Annotated in this window: 12 protein-coding genes and 1 pseudogene; 3 read left to right on the top strand and 10 right to left on the bottom strand. The window is 58.7% G+C overall.

Annotated elements, in window-relative coordinates; all coding sequences use genetic code 11:
- Positions 1-2 precede the first annotated feature (2 nt).
- The 3 genes from adh to I8N54_RS11535 form a co-directional block, all read right to left on the bottom strand.
- Positions 3-1526, bottom strand: coding sequence for an aldehyde dehydrogenase (gene adh / locus I8N54_RS11545; RefSeq protein WP_054540808.1), 1524 nt, complete (start codon positions 1524-1526; stop codon positions 3-5).
- Between the two features lie 129 nt (positions 1527-1655).
- Positions 1656-2615, bottom strand: coding sequence for a GAF domain-containing protein (locus I8N54_RS11540; RefSeq protein ID WP_140192415.1), 960 nt, complete (start codon positions 2613-2615; stop codon positions 1656-1658).
- 671 nt (positions 2616-3286) lie between these two features.
- Complete coding sequence (locus tag I8N54_RS11535) at positions 3287-3577, bottom strand: PDDEXK family nuclease (RefSeq protein ID WP_140192416.1); 291 nt, start codon at positions 3575-3577, stop codon at positions 3287-3289.
- 461 nt (positions 3578-4038) lie between these two features.
- Between I8N54_RS11535 and I8N54_RS20200 the strand changes: the two are divergent.
- Positions 4039-4391: pseudogene (locus I8N54_RS20200) on the top strand (integrase core domain-containing protein); the annotation flags it as partial.
- 148 nt (positions 4392-4539) lie between these two features.
- Here the strand turns inward: I8N54_RS20200 and I8N54_RS11530 are convergent.
- Positions 4540-5649: a mandelate racemase/muconate lactonizing enzyme family protein gene (locus I8N54_RS11530; RefSeq protein WP_140192417.1), complete on the bottom strand. Its 1110-nt coding sequence runs from the start codon at positions 5647-5649 to the stop codon at positions 4540-4542.
- 164 nt (positions 5650-5813) lie between these two features.
- Here I8N54_RS11530 and I8N54_RS11525 point away from each other — a divergent pair, with 164 nt between their 5' ends.
- Together I8N54_RS11525 and I8N54_RS11520 are read left to right on the top strand one after the other, a co-directional pair.
- On the top strand, positions 5814-7100 hold the full coding sequence (locus I8N54_RS11525; protein WP_140192418.1) for an alpha-L-fucosidase: 1287 nt from the start codon (positions 5814-5816) through the stop codon (positions 7098-7100).
- Positions 7101-7111: 11 nt separating this feature from the next.
- A complete protein-coding gene (locus I8N54_RS11520; protein ID WP_140192419.1) occupies positions 7112-8116 on the top strand; it encodes a GntR family transcriptional regulator in 1005 nt (334 codons plus the stop codon).
- A gap of 2 nt (positions 8117-8118) precedes the next feature.
- On the opposite strand, the gene I8N54_RS11515 is transcribed toward I8N54_RS11520, so the two are convergent.
- The 6 genes from I8N54_RS11515 to I8N54_RS11490 all read right to left on the bottom strand — a co-directional run bounded on the left by I8N54_RS11515 (position 8119) and on the right by I8N54_RS11490 (position 14403).
- Positions 8119-8991, bottom strand: coding sequence for a carbohydrate ABC transporter permease (locus tag I8N54_RS11515; protein WP_140192420.1), 873 nt, complete (start codon positions 8989-8991; stop codon positions 8119-8121).
- Positions 8991-9926: a carbohydrate ABC transporter permease gene (locus tag I8N54_RS11510; protein ID WP_197097411.1), complete on the bottom strand. Its 936-nt coding sequence runs from the start codon at positions 9924-9926 to the stop codon at positions 8991-8993. The genes I8N54_RS11515 and I8N54_RS11510 overlap by 1 nt, the downstream gene beginning before the upstream one ends.
- Before the next feature lie 28 nt (positions 9927-9954).
- Complete coding sequence (locus tag I8N54_RS11505) at positions 9955-11223, bottom strand: ABC transporter substrate-binding protein (protein ID WP_197097412.1); 1269 nt, start codon at positions 11221-11223, stop codon at positions 9955-9957.
- A 16-nt stretch (positions 11224-11239) separates the two neighbouring features.
- On the bottom strand, positions 11240-12325 hold the full coding sequence (locus tag I8N54_RS11500; RefSeq protein WP_140192423.1) for an ABC transporter ATP-binding protein: 1086 nt from the start codon (positions 12323-12325) through the stop codon (positions 11240-11242).
- A 698-nt stretch (positions 12326-13023) separates the two neighbouring features.
- Positions 13024-13581: a hypothetical protein gene (locus tag I8N54_RS11495; RefSeq protein ID WP_140192424.1), complete on the bottom strand. Its 558-nt coding sequence runs from the start codon at positions 13579-13581 to the stop codon at positions 13024-13026.
- Positions 13582-13671: 90 nt separating this feature from the next.
- Positions 13672-14403 (bottom strand): Crp/Fnr family transcriptional regulator, encoded by a 732-nt coding sequence (locus I8N54_RS11490; RefSeq protein WP_140192425.1) that lies wholly within the window; start codon positions 14401-14403, stop codon positions 13672-13674.
- Between the last annotated feature and the right edge of the window lie 194 nt (positions 14404-14597).

Raw genomic sequence — 14597 nt, 5'->3', positions numbered from 1 at the left:
ATTTAGAAGAAGCCCAACTTATTGGGGCTATAACTCACCAACAAGTTCTTGGTTTGCTGGTAGTGGTCCAGCATCATCTTGTGGTTTTCACGGCCAATGCCCGATTGCTTATAGCCGCCAAACGCTGCGTGGGCTGGATAGGCGTGATAGTTGTTCACCCACACGCGGCCAGCCTCGATGGCACGCCCAAAGCGGTAGCAGGTGTTCATGTCACGCGACCAAACGCCAGCGCCGAGGCCATACATCGTGTCGTTCGCGATTTCCAAAGCTTCGGCTTCATCCTTGAACGTCGTTACCGACACGACGGGCCCAAAAATTTCCTCTTGGAAAACCCGCATCTTGTTGTGACCCTTGAGGATCGTCGGTTGGATGTAGTTCCCGCCTGACAATTCACCGTTGAACCGCGCTGAACCACCACCAGCCAGCACTTCGGCGCCTTCTTCGCGACCGATCGTGAAATAGCCCATGATCTTGTCGTGTTGGGCCTTGCTGACTTGTGCACCGACCATGGTCTCGGGGTCGCGAGGGTCGCCGTGCTTGATCGCAGCGACGCGTTTGATGCAGCGCGCGATGAACTCTTCGTAGATGTCCTCTTGGATCAGCGCACGTGAAGGGCAGGTGCAGACTTCGCCTTGGTTGAAGGCGAACAGAACGAAGCCTTCGACGGCCTTGTCCAAGAACGCATCATCCTTTGCCATCACGTCAGAAAAGAAGATGTTTGGCGACTTGCCACCCAGTTCAAGCGTGACGGGGATCAGGTTCTTGGTCGCCGCTTCCATGATTTTGCGTCCCGTGACGGTGGACCCAGTGAAGGCGATTTTTGCAATGCGCGAGGAACTGGCAAGTGCTGCGCCGACTTCTCCGCCAAAGCCGTTGACGATATTTAATGTGCCGGCTGGCAACAAATCGTTGATTAGTTCTGCAAAGACCATGATCGCGGCAGGCGTTTGTTCGGCTGGTTTCATTACGACGCAGTTGCCCGCAGCCAAAGCAGGGGCCAGTTTCCATGCCGCCATCAGCAAAGAAAAGTTCCAAGGAATGATCTGGCCGACAACGCCCAAGGGCTCGTGGTAGTGATAGGCGACGGTGTCGTTGTCGATCTCGCTCATGTTGCCTTCTTGCGCGCGCAAAACACCTGCAAAATAGCGGAAGTGGTCGGCGCAAAGTGGCACGTCTGCGTTCATCGTTTCGCGGATCGGCTTGCCGTTGTCCCATGTTTCGGCAGTGGCCAAGAGTTCTAGGTTCTCTTCGATCCGGTCCGCAATTTTAAGCAAAATATTCGCGCGATGCGTGGCAGATGTTTTGCCCCAAGCGTCTTTGGCAGCGTGGGCTGCATCAAGTGCGAGCTCAATATCCGCCGCGTCAGAGCGGGCGCATTCGTTGATCAAGCCACCGGTAATGGGCGTCACGTTTTCGAAGTATTTGCCATTGACGGGTGGCACAAACGCGCCGCCGATATAGTTGTCGTAGCGCAGCTTAAACGGCGACACATATGTGCCTGCCTCGGTGTGGGTCATATCGTTCATTTGAAATCCTCCATTGTTATCCGGCTTCTCCTCCCGGATTACAAAGAGTGTGACTTGCGTCGTGCGCCACGTCTTGTGGCAGGAAGGTGTCGCGGGATTAAAGGTGTCTCACCAATGAGACAGTTTCCCCTAACTATCTTCAAGTCCAAGCCGCTTCATCCGCCGATAAAGCGTCGCACGACCGATCCCAAGCTGGCGCGCGGCCTGCGATACGTTGTTTCCGGCCCGTGCCAACGCACGAATCACAGCGGCCTTTTCGGCCTTCTCAAATCCTGTAGGGCCATCTTCACGTCCCAGTATGTCTGTTGCAGGGCGCGCGACTAAATCACCCGTCCGTTGCAGCCCAAAGACACGGCGGGCCTCGCGGGTGGCCCCTATCACCAAATCACTTTCGTCAATGGCAAGTAGCGTTGAGGCCTCGGCGTCGTCGCTCTCGGCCACAATGATCCGCGCGGATGAAAAGGCGGCCCTGAAATTCACGGCTTCAATCGCGCGTGCGGTTTGGGCCACTTGGGCCGCGATCAGGCGATTGAAGGCCTCCGTTTGATCTGCACGCGCGGATGATAAATCAAGCGCCGCCACAAGTTGACCGTTGCTGCCGTAGATCGGCGCGTCGATGCAACTCATGCCTGTGTTGCGCGTATAGAAATGCTCGTCTTGATGAATGATTACATGACGTTGCTCGGTCAGACAGGTCCCAATGCCGTTCGTGCCTTCTTTCTCTTCACTCCAGTCGGCACCGGTTGTGAGGCCCCAACCTTCAAATGCCATAGCGTCAGCATCAGAGAGACGTTGATCTAGGATGATGCCATCTGTATCGGTCAGGAAAACCGCGCAACCCGATTGCCCGACCAGAGAGAAAAGCGCGTCCAAACGCGGGCTCGCGACGGTCATGAATTTTTCGAGCGTCTCCATCCTGAATTGCAGACTTTTTTGCTCTATTCGGTCAGGTGCCCGATGCTCATCAGGGTCCAGTCCATGCTTAATGACAGAACGGTGCCAACTCGCAGCAACCCGCGACTTTGCCGCAGCCGATGTCGACTGCGTTGCCTCCATCACAATATCAGCATGCGATGCCTTTGGTGTCATTTTGCTCTCCCTACAGCATCATTAAGACGCGCTGGTCTCGGTTTGTCGACTACTGTCCTAACCTTCACTGCCAGTGGGGCTCATTGCGCCAAGAAATTTTGACGCCCTCCTTTTTCAAATTCTTGGGCTGTTCTGTCGTTGGGATGAAGTCCTGCCGATTGAAATGGTTCCCCGAAGTGGGGACTTTAAATGGACCAAAAGGGAAAGTGACTTTCGACTCGGAGGCCCAGTTCCCACCCGAGGTGCTTTCTCTAAATATGCCCCCATTAAATGCGGCCATTGATCTTCGCGGAGTTAAAGTCAGCTTCGTCCGCATCGTGAACCTTGAGACAGGGCGCAGCGAATGGCCGAATACGGCAAAGTCTCTTCTTAATGCCGTGCCGCCAACGACTGGCTATCGGGCAGACAAAATCTGTTCGGTTTTGAGAAAGCGGCGTTCGGTGAGGGAATCGCAGTCACAGGCTTGGAGGGCAGGGGAACGATCTTGATGGCAAGCGCAATCAATGAGTTAGCGGCAGAGAAGGTTCGACGTCAGGTCCATCCCCTCCGCCACTTACCCTCGCGAAAGCGTTCTCCCCCTCCGGCTGCGGCCAGATTTTTTCGTTCTTTCGAGGGATATGCGGGTGGGGCTGGGCACTGGCTTCGCCGCCGCGAGCCCCTGAAGCGGTCACTCAGGGCCGATATTGTTCGGACCTGCCTGCGATGAACTCCGAGCGCGTTGCGGGAGTGGTGGAGTAGCGGCATCCCTCATGCCGATGCCAGAAGCAGCCGTGCACAAAGACGACGGCGCGATACTTCGGGAGAACGAGGTCTAGTCGACCATGGACCATTCTTCGAATGGAGTCGGAAGCGGAAACCGCGCGCGTGCAATGCCTGCCTGAGAGCCAGCTGGGCTTGGTGTTCTCTCCCTTGAGCCCCGCCATCATGCGTGAGCGTGTCTCGGCATCGACGATGTCCACCATCTCATCTCCTTGCCGCGTCTGTGAAAACCTCGAAAGAGGTGAGGTAGGAGCAGTGAAGTGTCGAAACCCGTTCAAATCGTTGATCTGTTCTTAGGCCCTGAACGACTTGGGTGCTTGCATTGTCGTAGCTATCGAAAAGTTCAGGTTCGTAGAGAGCAACTCCTTCGGGAATGTTTGGCTTCTCCCAGTCATGCAGTGGCCCGACGCTGGATCTGAACAGGCGTTCCTGCATCTGAGCGGGCGAGAGGGCCCGCATCCCCTACCTCCGACGCGCCCCTTCTATGGCGCATCCGCTGGCACGGGCGCGCGGTCGTCAAGCACTCAAGCCGGCCTAATGAGCTCCGAGCGTGTTCGCCGTCATCCCCACGGCTGCACTTGATCTGGCCCACTGCCCGGCATCTCGTGCTTATGGCATCGCGCGCGGAACTCGGATCGCCTCGCTGGGCGTCCATGAGCGCTAGCCAGCGAAGGGCATGGGACTGGTCAACCACATTGATTGCAGGTCTCAGCAACTGTCCATCAAGTATTCCTAGCGCCTCTCGGCAAGGAAGGTATCGAATCGTCGGTGAGCAGTGTCGAAGACAGCTACGAAGACGCTCTCGCGGAGGCTATCACCGGCCTGTTGAAAGCAGAGGTTATTCACCGCCGCGGCCCTTAGCGCAGTTTCGAGGCCGTCGAATACGCGACGCTAGAATGGGCCGACTGGTTCAATGCCCGTCGCCTACTCCAGTCCATCGGGAACATCCCGCCCGTGAAGCCGAAACCGCGTTTTACGCAGGGGATATTGAAGCCGTGGCGACGCAACGAAATTTAGCCTCCGGCGAACCCGGTGCGGTTCAGAAGGGTCCCAGGTCAGGTCGATTGTTTGCTGGCCGGCTTTGGCGTAAGCGAGGCTCGGAGATTGATATGCTGCGGATCTTGGAGAGTCATTTACAAGAGACGTTTGGACTGAAACTGCGCCCTCACACCGGGCTGTCGACGACAAGTGCAAGATCGGACAGACGACGGAGCGCATCGTGATCCCAGTCGATCCCAAGACCTGGTGCATTGCTGGGTCGCGCGATACCGTCGCGGATCTCGACTTCGGATTGCGTTATTGCATCCAGCTGAGGGATGTATTCGAGCCAAGGAGCGTTCGGAACGGCACAGACAAGGGACACATGCAGCTCCATTAGGAAGTGGGGACAGATCGCGACCCCATATGCTTCAGCCAGCGCCGCGACCTTCAGCCACGGCGTGATTCCACCGATGCGCGCAACGTCGGCTTGAACGATGGATGCAGCATCGTTGGCCAGGTATTCGTTGAACTGAGAGAGCGAGTACATGCTTTCTCCGACCGCGATGGGCACGTTGGTTGACTGGGCGAGGGCCGTATGCGCCCGGACCCGGTCTGCGGGTAGTGGTTCTTCGAACCAGGCGACACCGTGATCCTCGAGAATGCTGGCTCGGCGGATGGCCTCGGACAGCGAGAATGCCTGATTGGCGTCGGTCATGATCTGGAAGTCATCGCCCGCGGCTTTGCGCACGCCATTTAATCGCGCAGCGTCCTCGTGGCCGGGGCGACCGATCTTCAATTTGGCTCCCTTGAAGCCAGCCTGCTTTTTTTCGACGGCGTCTTCGATCAGCGCGCCCTGATCTAGATGAAGCCAGCCGCCCTCGGTCGAATAGACCTCAACGTGGTCGCGCGCACCGCCGGCGGCCTTCCAGAGTGGCTGTCCTGCGCGGCGGCAGGACAGGTCCCACAGTGCCGTGTCGATCGCCGCGAGAGCAAGCGAAGTGATCGCACCCACTGAAGTGGCATTGGTGCGGCGCAGCAGGTCGTACCAGATGCCGCCGATGCAGGCCGGATCGCGTCCGATCAAGGCTGGCGCAAGCGTCTTCTCGAGGAGAGCGATCACCGAAGGGCCACCCGAACCGATCGTATAGGAATAACCGATCCCCACGCCGCCATCGCTGTCATACACAGTGACGACCGGGGTTTCTTGGACCTCAAAGGTCTGGATCGCATCTGTCCGCAGAACCTTTGGCTCTAAGTTGACTAATCCGATTTCGACTCGGTCGATTGTGGTCATCTGAATTAACGCCTATTGCACGCACTATGCGTTAAGGTTATACTTAGCTTAGCCGCTGGTGCAAGACCGGAAGTTCCCGGAGCCCCGCTTCGTCGGGCCGCTCCTGCCGCCATCCGCGCTGGCATCCTGTGGCACAGACATGGCGATGCGAGGAATGCGAAACGATGCCCAACACCTTCGGAGCGACACCGCAGATCGATAAGTTCCTGGATTGGCGCTATGGCCTGTTCGTGCACTGGAACCCGTCCAGCGTGATCGGGCATGAGATCAGCTGGTCGCGCGAGAACGACAAACCCGAGCAACCGCACAAGCCACGGGCACATACCGTATCGCCACGCACCTGTATCCCGGCAGAGCTCTATGATAGCCTTTATCGCTATTTCGATGCCTCGCATTGGGATGCGCGCGACTTCGTGGCGAAGGCGAAAGCCTGGGGGTTCCGCTACATCTACCTCACCACCAAGCACCACGACGGCTTCTGCAATTTCGACACCGATCTGACGGACTACAAGGTAACCTCGTCAAGCTGTCCTGCAGGACGGGACCTCACGCGGGAATACGTGGACGCCTGCCGCGAACTGGATATGGGGCTGGGCATCTATTATTCGCAGCCGGACTGGCATCATCCCGATTATCGTACCGAGAACCACGATCGCTACATCCAGTATCTCCACGCGCAGATTGAAGAGCTCTGCACCCGATATGGCAAGATCGACGTCTGGTGGTTCGACGGACTGACGGCTAACGAGAAGGGGGACAACCACGTCACTGGCTTGGCGACACCCGCTGCCTACCACGAGGAGCCGAACCCGGGTCTGTGGGATGCCGAAGCTCTTCTGAAGAAGATGCGCGCGTGGCAGCCCGACATGGTAATCAACGATCGCTGCGTCCTACAGGCAGATTTCTACACGCCAGAACAGCGTGTTGGTGGTTTCGACCCCGAAAATCCGTGGGAAAGCTCAATGACCATCGGGGGGCAATGGGCCTATTCGTTTGATGAAGTCGTGAAGAGTTCGGACGAGATGATTGGCCATGTCGTCGATGCCGCCTGTGGCGGGGGAAATTTTGTGCTGAACGTGGGACCGGATCGCCACGGCCTAATCCCCCCGGAGCAGGAGAGGGTTCTGAACCAGATCGCGGCCTGGATGGACGCGTACGGCCACACGATTTACGGCACTCGTGGGGGCCCCTACCCGCGCTGGAGATGGGGCGGCGCCACGCATGATGGCAATACGATCTACGTGCATGTCCGCCGATGGCCGGAGCTGCAGGACAGGCTGACGCTTCCGCTCGGTGGCGCCCGGCCCCAATCCGTGACGCTATTAACCGGCGAGGGCCTTACTTACGAGGTTGAGGGGGACCTGATCCACCTCGACCTTGGCCTTCAAAACGACAATGCACTGGACAATATCGTGGAAATGAAGCTCGACAAATTGCCGGTATTGCAGTGAAATAGGAGGCTATGTCAGAATCTAGTTCCGCGAAGAAAGCTCCCGCGCGACGCAACCGCGCGATCTACGGCGCGGCTCACCGGTTGTTGACAAAGGGCGAACTTCCTGAGGGGCTTGTCCTGACCGAAAGCGCAGTTGCGCGGCTGTTCAATGTCAGTCGCGCACCTGCGGCTGACGCGCTTCAGCGTCTCGTCGACGACAGCCTTGTGTTTCGTTTTGAGGGGCGGGGCTACATCGTTGGTGGCGCTGAACTGAACCCTGTACGGATGCCCCTCGAAGAAACGGCATTGGCGACGGCCGCGCGTGAGGTAGGGCCCCTGGACGCCCGGAACTGGCGCGACATCCATTATCCAGAAGTTGAGGCGGCCGTGGCGAGTTGCATGAGCTATGGCACATTTGTATTGAGCAGTGCCGCGCTCGCGTCCCACTTGGGAGTGAGCAGAACGACGTCGAACGAAATGATCAGCCGGCTCGAACGGGTCAACTTGGTAGAACAGGCCTCGAACGGGCGCTGGATCGTTCCGCGAATGGGCGTCACGGGTGTTAGGCACCACTACCAGATCCGCAAGTTGCTCGAGCCAGCTGCGCTGGCCGACGTGGTGGAGGAGGGGGCAGGACAAAAGGTCGGCTCTGCGCTCGCTCGTATTGATGCCCTGCGTAAGTCGAGAAGCTTCACAATCGACCTCGTCAATGATGTCGAGGCCGACCTTCATTTCCGCCTTGTCAGAAGTTGCCGAAACCCGCAGATGCGCGAGACCATTCACCGTAGTCAGTTACCGCTGATCGCGACACACATGGCATTCGCGCGATACAACAAGCCTGAGGAGATGGAGAGCGTGCTGGACGATCACGAGGAAATTCTCGCCGCCATTCGGGACGGTGCGGACGATCGGGTATGGCGCGAATTGATGGTGGCTCACCTCGATAACGGTGAGCAAACGACGTCAACCTATATCGCGAGTGCTCCGGAGCCACCGGACGGTCTCATTCCACCGTTTCTGGTGCAGCTCGACTGATCTTATTTACCCATCCCCGCAAATGCCCGAACGAAGTGTTTTTGTGCTAGGATGTAGATTATCAGAAGCGGCAGCATGACGATGTTCACAACGGCAAGGATCTTTGGCCAGTCACTGCTGTACTGACCTTGGAATTGCATGATCCCGGTTGTCCAGGGACGCACGCTGTCGCTTGAGGCTGCAAGAGATGCCCAAAGAAATTCATTCCATGTATTGACGGTCTGAAGAATCACCACGCTCAAGACGGCGGGGAGCGACAATGGTAGGACCACCGAGAACAATATCCGCCATGGCGAGCAGCCGTCGAGCCGCGCGGCCTCTTCAAGTTCTTTCGGGAATTCTCGGAAGAAGGCATAGAGAATCATAACGCTGAACGGGATGCCGATCGCGATATTGGGCAGGATCAACCCGAGGTAAGTATTCAGAAGCCCCATGGAATCGACCATGCGATATAGCGGGATAAGGATTGCATGAAACGGGATCGCATAGGTTAGGACGATGAGCATGTAGATCAGCTTGCGTCCGATAAAAACGCGCCGCGCGAGTGCGTACCCGGCCATCAAACTGATGATTACCATCGGGATGACCGAGCAGATTGTGATGATGAGAGAATTTCGCAGGTATGCCGGAAAACCGGTTTCGATCGCGTTGAGATAGTTCTCCCATTGCAAAGTCTCGGGCAGGGCGAGAGGAGACAAAAAGATCTCCTGTCTTGTCTTGAAGGATGCGACGAGCACCCAGACAATCGGCACCAGCACGATGAAGCAGGCGAGGCCGAGCACGGCGTAAGCCGAGACGCGGCGCGCCATGATCGCGAACGTCTTACCCCGAGTACGCCCCGTGGCCGCATTCTGGTTGGCGTCAATGGATGACATTAGGACCTCTCCTTGTCGTGCTCACGGACTTGCAGCGCTCCGAAGAGGATGGCGATCAGTAATACGACAACTGACATGCTGGCCGCGTAGTTGGGTCGGAACAACGAGAAAGCGCTCTCGACGATATGCGTACCTAGGACTTGGGTGGTGTTGCCCGGGCCACCCCCGGTCAGCACGTAAACCAGCTCGAACGTCTTGAAGGATCCGACGACGACGATGAGCCCACACAGGACCAGCGCATGCCGCACCGCCGGAAGGGTGATATGAAAGAACGTTTGTATCGCCGATGCACCGTCTATCCGCGCCGCCTCGTAAATGTCGCGTGATATCCCCTGCATCGCGGCCAGCATGATCGTCATCATGAAGCCAATATAGTTCCAGGCGCCCACGGCAACGAGCGCGGGGAAGGCGAGGTCGGGATTGCCAAGAATGCCTTGGGTCGGAAACGGCAATCCGAGATTGTCCATAACTTGCCGGAAGAGGCCGAAATTGGGTTCGAGCAGCATCTTCCAGATCAGGCCGATTGCAACCGGGGCAATCACGAGTGGTGCAAAGATGATCGTTCGTATGGCCGAGGAAAAATGGCGGATGCCGCGATCGATCATCGCGGCGAGGATAGTACCGATCCCAACTTGAAAAACGAGATTGGTAAAGATGAACAGCGTGTTGTTCTTCATCGCGATCCAGAATACCGGATCTTGCACGAGCTCACGGTAGTTTCGTAAACCGATGTATTCGCCACCGCGGCTCGTCTCGTCGAAGAGAGAGGTATGAAGCGTCTGGACAGCCGGCCAGACGATGAAGAGCGTGAACATCACCACGGCCGGGGCAACCAGGACGATGTCGAATAGCTTGCCCCGCATCGGAAATGGAAAAGTCCGTTTCACACTGTCTACTCGCCGTCTTGTGCCGTGTGGATCGGGGCGGCGCTTCATGATCTCGCCGCCCCTTGTCATTTTGCGATCAGCGTGCCGCAGCGGTCTGGGCCGCTTCGCGGACTCGTTCCATGAATTCGTCAGGCGTCACGGTGCCCGCAACCAGATCCTGGCCGGACTTCAGAATGACGTCGCTGACGCTCGTTTCGACCACAGTGTTCAGAGCCGCAACGGTGGCCTCGTCCTCTGCGACGATGTCAAGAAGCGCAGAGTTGGCCTCTGACAGCCCACCCTCGGGAACCTGGGTCCCGTTTGCGGGTAGCAGGCCCGTCAGTTCGGTCATGAGGACCTGTGACTCGGCATTGGCGATGTAGTTGAGGAATGTCATCGCTGCCTCGGGGTATTCCGATGCATTCGAGACCTGATAGCCCGACGCGCCGGCCATGGAACCCTGCTGCACCCCCGAGGCCCCTTCGATCGCCGGAAATCTGAATGGGGTGTAGCCACCATTCATTCCGGCGGCGTCGAATTGTGGCGGGCACCAGCTGCCGCAATATGTCGTCGCGGCCAGTCCCGAGCCGAACATCGCGCGGGACACTTCGGGCGAGACAGAATTGATACCGTCATTGAAGCAGTCCGCCTCCTGCAGGCGTTTGAAGTCCTGCAAGGCCTTCAGGTAGCCGGGATCGGTGAACAATTCTTCGGGATTGCCCTGCAGGCGATAATCCCTGGCGGAAACGTCCGGAGCCACGTGCCGCTGGAAGAGCGTGGTGAGGTAGTGGTTGATCGTCCAGCTCTCGGAGGCGCCGAACGCGATCGGCGTCATCTGGGGATCTATTTCGCGCACTTCCGAACACATGTTCAGAAGTCCCTCGAATGTCTCGGGCATAGTGAGGTCGTGTTCGGCAAAGAACGCGTCGTTTCTCCAGAATTCTTTAACGTAAAGCTCTGATGGCACGCCCCACAGCCCGTTCTCGTCTCGGAACTGATCGACCAGAGCTTTGGGCATTCCGACGGTCCAAAGGTCACCGTTCGCCTCCGACTCGCTGAGATCGGCGACGGCCCCGGCATCGACAAAATCCTGCGCCCAAGTTCCCGCCCAGATGAAGAAGACGTCCGGAGGTGAATCCGACTCCATCACAACCTTGATACCTGTCTTGTAGGGTTCGTTGGCAAGCCAGCGAAACTCCACGTTAATATCGGGATGTTCCTCCTCAAACCGACGGATGATCTCTTCGTTGAATGCCGTCCGCTCCGGGCCGATAGCCATATAGGTCAGCGTCGTCTGAGCGAAGGCCGGCGTGGCCAACCCCATGCATAGGGCGATCGCAGCCGTGTATGTCGTAAGCTTGCTCATATCTTCCTCCCTTAATTCAAGTAATTCTCGTTCCGGTTTCAGCGTCGAAGACGTGCGCATTGGCCAGATCAAAGAGGAGCGTCAGGCGCTCGCCCGGCTGAATGTCGCGGGGCCGGTACATCTTTCCGACCCATTCCTGTCCCATCATTCCAAAGAAGATCAGAGTTTCGGATCCGAGTGGCTCCGCCAAGTTGATATCGGCGTCCTTGCGCCAAGGGTCGCTTGCTTCCATGCCATGGCCTTCGGGAGAAATCTGATCCGGCCGGATCCCGAATATCAGCTTCTGGCCATCCGCAACCGGCGTCTCCAGATGGACGGGAAGGGGGATCTCGGTACCGTCTTCGAGACGGAGCACCCCATTGGCGACTACTGCGGGGATGAGGTTCATCGGCGGCGTGCCGATGAAGGAAGCGACAAAAGTTGACGCGGGTGATTTGTAGACCTCGGACGGGGTGCCGACCTGCTCGATCTTGCCTGCATTCATGATGACGATCCGGTCGGCGAGTGTCATCGCCTCGACCTGATCATGGGTCACGTAGACGGTCGTTGCACCGACGCTGCGGTGGATCCGCTTGATCTCCGTTCGCATTTGGGTGCGAAGCTTGGCGTCGAGGTTCGAGAGCGGCTCATCGAACAGAAAGATCTTGGGCTGGCGAACGATCGCGCGTCCCATCGCCACCCGCTGCCGCTGGCCGCCCGAAAGCGCCGAAGGTTTGCGGTCCAAATACGCGGTGAGACCGAGGATTTCGGCTGCATCCTTTACACGCCTGTTGATCTCCTCCCGTGGGTGGCGGGCTACGCGAAGGGAGAACGACATGTTCTTGGCCACGGTCATATGCGGATAAAGGGCGTAGGATTGAAACACCATTGCGATGCCACGCTCGTCCGGCTCTAGGTCGTTTATGACCTGCCCGTCGATGAGCATCTCGCCTCTCGAAATCTTTTCCAGCCCCGCAATCATGCGTAGCGTCGTAGACTTGCCGCAGCCCGAGGGGCCGACCAATGCCACGAATTCCTGATCGCGGACCGAGAGCGTGAGATCGGGAATGACCTCAACCGCCCCGTAGTTCTTGGTGACGTGTTCGATATCTAGCCGTGCCATGACGTCCTCTGTGCGACAATTCGAGGTTAGCTTAAATGCTTAGTGCGCGCAATATGCGTTTTTTCAACTTGCCGCCGGATTGTCAGTGCGCCAGCACCCCACTTGGCGGCAGCGTTCGGTAAACAGCCCTTCTGGCGTAGCCGCAGTTGCTGGGTATTCAGAGAAACGATTGAGCAGTCTTGAGTTCAGCAAAGCTTGAAAACACTGGGATGGAACAGCGGTCTCAGCGTTCTGTCTTCAAGGCGGAGGTCGCCTTTTCTCCGTTCGTGTAAGGCATGCACGGTTTCTTCCGGTGTTTCCGAAGTTATTCGGGACGGGCTGATCACGCCCCGTGCCCAAGGCGCCGATTGGGTTGTGCCGGGTATTTGCGCTCGCTAGCTTTTTGCGCGCGGCCCGCGGATGACAGCGAGCTGGTTCAAGCATGCAATCGCTTCAGCGGACCCGTGCTTGGCCAAGCTCCGTGTGCTGACGCGTCTTTCTGACACTGACTTGGGGCTAAGAGCGCGCCGAACGCTTTGTTCGCCTCGCTCCGTCTAGGATTTACGGTGAGTTTGTCATGGATCGGCGATAGTCGGTTAGACTGCGTCACAGAGTATCCCGATGCTGCCAACGCGTGGCCGGGGTTCTCGATCGCTCCTGTGAATGTGGATACCGATTGAGGGGCGCTGGACGCTCTGTGCTGGGCCCCGTTAGCGCGATCACCCCATCCAGTACGCCGCAAAGGTGCGGCCATCCTCCGCGATGTCCGCCGGAGCGAGCGCCACGAGGCTGCCGTCCAATGCGCCGCCGGTCTCCCGGACGGTGCGCCACGCGGTCGAGTGGGTCTCGATGAAGTCCTGCGTTCCGACCTGGACGAGCTCGAGGAAGCGGTAGCAGACCCGGTCGGTCAGCGCGTCGAGGTGCGTGGCGAGTTCGCGGTCGAACTCCGGAACCGGGTCGGCGCTGACGAGTGGATCGGCGAGAGAGGCGAAGGTCGGCGCCTGCAGGGGACCCGCGACCGGGCGCTCGTCGCAGAGCGGGGCATCGAGTGGCGGGCGGAACGGACGGTGATCCGCACGGGCCGCTTCGTGCATCGCATAGGCGATGTAGAGCAAAGCGTCGATCTCGGCAGATGTGACGTCAGCCCGCGCGGCGGCCTCGACGAGGTAGCGGCGCACGGTCGACGCAGTTGCGGAACGTGCAGTCTCGGGCGCCTGCGGCGTGGCGATCAACGCCACCGTGCCGGGATCGGGTTGAGAGAAACCTCTGGCTGGCATGAATGACCTCCTTGATCTGTATTGAGACGTAGGAGATGTGTCGCCGAAGAGAATGCCAACAAAGGTTTGCCGGGGCGGGCGGCTTATGGCCTACGGCACCGCATCTCCGCCGTAGAGGTAGCTGGCGTCGAAGTGGCCGGTACGGCTCAGACCCGGGCGGTCGTGTATTTGCAGGAAGCCGTTCTGGAAGGTGCAGAGCCCCGCCTCGCGCAGCTGCCGGAGGGTGCGATTGACGTGCACTTCGGAGATACCGACGATGTCGCCGAGGTCGAGCTGCGTCAGAGGCAGGCGATAGCCGTCCTCTCCGCCGCGGCCGGAGCTGACAAGGCGGTAGTCGAGTTCGCAGAAGAAATGCGCCATCCCGGCTAGCGCGCGCAGGCCGCCGACGCGGTAGGTCCATTGCCGGTGGATCGCCGCGTCGATCAGCGTCATCCGCCAGAGCCGCAGCGCCAGCTCCTTGTCCTCGGTCACCAGCCTCTGCAGCGCGTCGTGCGGGAACACGGCGAGCGTCGCCGAGGTGAGCGTCGCGACGTCGTGGTCGAGGCGCTGCAGGGGCAGGGCGTGCAGGTCGATGAAATCGTAAGCCACCTGCAGCGCCACCATCTGCCGGTGACTGGGGCCGGACCCGACATAGCGCACCGCGATCCCGTCGAGCAGCAACAGGCTGTGGTCGAGCGGCTCTCCCGCGACCGAGATCGTCGTGCGGGGCGGGATGTTGCGGATATCGGAGCAGAGCGCGCGCAGCCGGTCCCACTGCTCGGGGTCCAGTTGGGCGAGCATTCCACGCCGGTCGGTGGCGGCCAGATCGGTCGAAATCTTCATGGCGGCATAATTGCGTTGCGGCGGGCGCATCGGCAAGCACCCGTTCCCTACAAATGTTAGCTGAACCAACTGCATGATGCCGTTGTTTCGAAATGGTCAGTTCTTGGGAATGACCAGGGGGAAGCAAGCGGTCGGCAACGCTCGGGCAGCTTTGGTGGACCACCGTCGGACCCGATCCCGTACCGCATGAGTTT

The organism is Pelagovum pacificum (assembly GCF_016134045.1).
Taxonomy (GTDB): domain Bacteria; phylum Pseudomonadota; class Alphaproteobacteria; order Rhodobacterales; family Rhodobacteraceae; genus Oceanicola; species Oceanicola pacificus_A.
The sequence above is the reverse complement of the archived record's forward strand: the minus strand, read 5'-3'. Positions and strand labels throughout refer to the sequence as shown.

Excerpts from the sequence above, each read along its gene's own strand:
- I8N54_RS11530 (WP_140192417.1), bottom strand. The coding sequence starts at position 5,649 with ATGACCACAATCGACCGAGTCGAAATCGGATTAGTCAACTTAGAGCCA.
- I8N54_RS11520 (WP_140192419.1), top strand. The coding sequence starts at position 7,112 with ATGTCAGAATCTAGTTCCGCGAAGAAAGCTCCCGCGCGACGCAACCGC.
- I8N54_RS11495 (WP_140192424.1), bottom strand. The coding sequence starts at position 13,581 with ATGCCAGCCAGAGGTTTCTCTCAACCCGATCCCGGCACGGTGGCGTTG.
- I8N54_RS11510 (WP_197097411.1), bottom strand. The coding sequence starts at position 9,926 with ATGAAGCGCCGCCCCGATCCACACGGCACAAGACGGCGAGTAGACAGT.
- adh (WP_054540808.1), bottom strand. The coding sequence starts at position 1,526 with ATGAACGATATGACCCACACCGAGGCAGGCACATATGTGTCGCCGTTT.
- I8N54_RS11540 (WP_140192415.1), bottom strand. The coding sequence starts at position 2,615 with ATGACACCAAAGGCATCGCATGCTGATATTGTGATGGAGGCAACGCAG.
- I8N54_RS11535 (WP_140192416.1), bottom strand. The coding sequence starts at position 3,577 with ATGGTGGACATCGTCGATGCCGAGACACGCTCACGCATGATGGCGGGG.
- I8N54_RS11490 (WP_140192425.1), bottom strand. The coding sequence starts at position 14,403 with ATGAAGATTTCGACCGATCTGGCCGCCACCGACCGGCGTGGAATGCTC.
- I8N54_RS11515 (WP_140192420.1), bottom strand. The coding sequence starts at position 8,991 with ATGTCATCCATTGACGCCAACCAGAATGCGGCCACGGGGCGTACTCGG.
- I8N54_RS11505 (WP_197097412.1), bottom strand. The coding sequence starts at position 11,223 with ATGAGCAAGCTTACGACATACACGGCTGCGATCGCCCTATGCATGGGG.
- I8N54_RS11500 (WP_140192423.1), bottom strand. The coding sequence starts at position 12,325 with ATGGCACGGCTAGATATCGAACACGTCACCAAGAACTACGGGGCGGTT.
- I8N54_RS11525 (WP_140192418.1), top strand. The coding sequence starts at position 5,814 with ATGCCCAACACCTTCGGAGCGACACCGCAGATCGATAAGTTCCTGGAT.